The organism is Micromonospora sp. LOL_021, assembly GCF_048060215.1.
Classification (GTDB): Bacteria; Actinomycetota; Actinomycetes; order Mycobacteriales; family Micromonosporaceae; genus Micromonospora_E.
Genome location: NZ_JBHMIN010000139.1, coordinates 1 through 844, shown reverse-complemented (window position 1 = coordinate 844; position 844 = coordinate 1). Strand labels below are relative to the sequence as shown.

The window sequence follows — 844 nt, the reverse complement described above, 5'->3', positions numbered from 1 at the left end:
GCCGCCGGAGTCGGTGACGTAGACGCAGTGCGCCCCGTACGACTCCATCAGCTTGGCCTGCGCTGCGAGCCCGGCCGGGTCGTTCATGTGCGCCATCATCAGGAAGCCGGCGACGTCCATGCCGTTTTCGCGGGCCCAGGCGATGTGCTGGGCGGCGATGTCGGCCTCGGTGCAGTGGGTGGCGATCCGGACGCTGGTGACGCCGAGGTCGCGGGCCGCGCGCAGGTCGTCGATGGTGCCGATGCCGGGCAGCAGCAGCGTGGTCAACGTCGCCCGGCTGATCGACTCCGCGGCAGCACGGATCCAGTCGGCGTCCGACGCCGCACCGTGGCCGTACGTGACGGACGAGCCGGCCAGCCCGTCGCCGTGGGCGACCTCGATCGCGTCCACACCGGCCGCGTCCAACGCGGCGGCGATCGCCCGGACCTCCTCGACGGTGTACCGGTGCCCGATGGCGTGCATGCCGTCGCGCAACGTCACGTCCTGCACGTACAGGCGGGTCATGACCGTGCCCCCTCTCGGACAGCGACCAGTCGTTCGGCGGTACGCAGCGCGGCCGAGGTCATGATGTCCAGATTCCCGGCATAGGCGGGCAGGTAGTGCCCGGCACCGGAGACTTCGAGGAAGACCGACACCTGGGTGCCGGTGAAGTGGCTGCCCAGCGCCGGCACGTACGTGTCGACCGGGTCGAACTGCACGGCCTGTTTGAGGCGGTAGCCGGGCACGTACTCGGCGACCGACGCGACCATCGTCTCCACCGAGTCGGCAACCCGGTCGGTGTCGACGCCGGCCGGGATCAGGCAGTAGACGGTGTCGCGCATCAGCAGCGGCGGGTCCGCCGGGT

At 70.9% G+C, this 844-nt stretch carries 2 pseudogenes; both read right to left on the bottom strand.

Annotation, left to right across the window (positions count from 1 at the left end):
* A pseudogene (locus ACFHWT_RS31360) lies at positions 1-504 on the bottom strand (4-hydroxy-2-oxovalerate aldolase); the annotation flags it as partial.
* A pseudogene (locus tag ACFHWT_RS31355) lies at positions 501-844 on the bottom strand (acetaldehyde dehydrogenase (acetylating)); the annotation flags it as partial. The pseudogenes ACFHWT_RS31360 and ACFHWT_RS31355, both read right to left, overlap by 4 nt.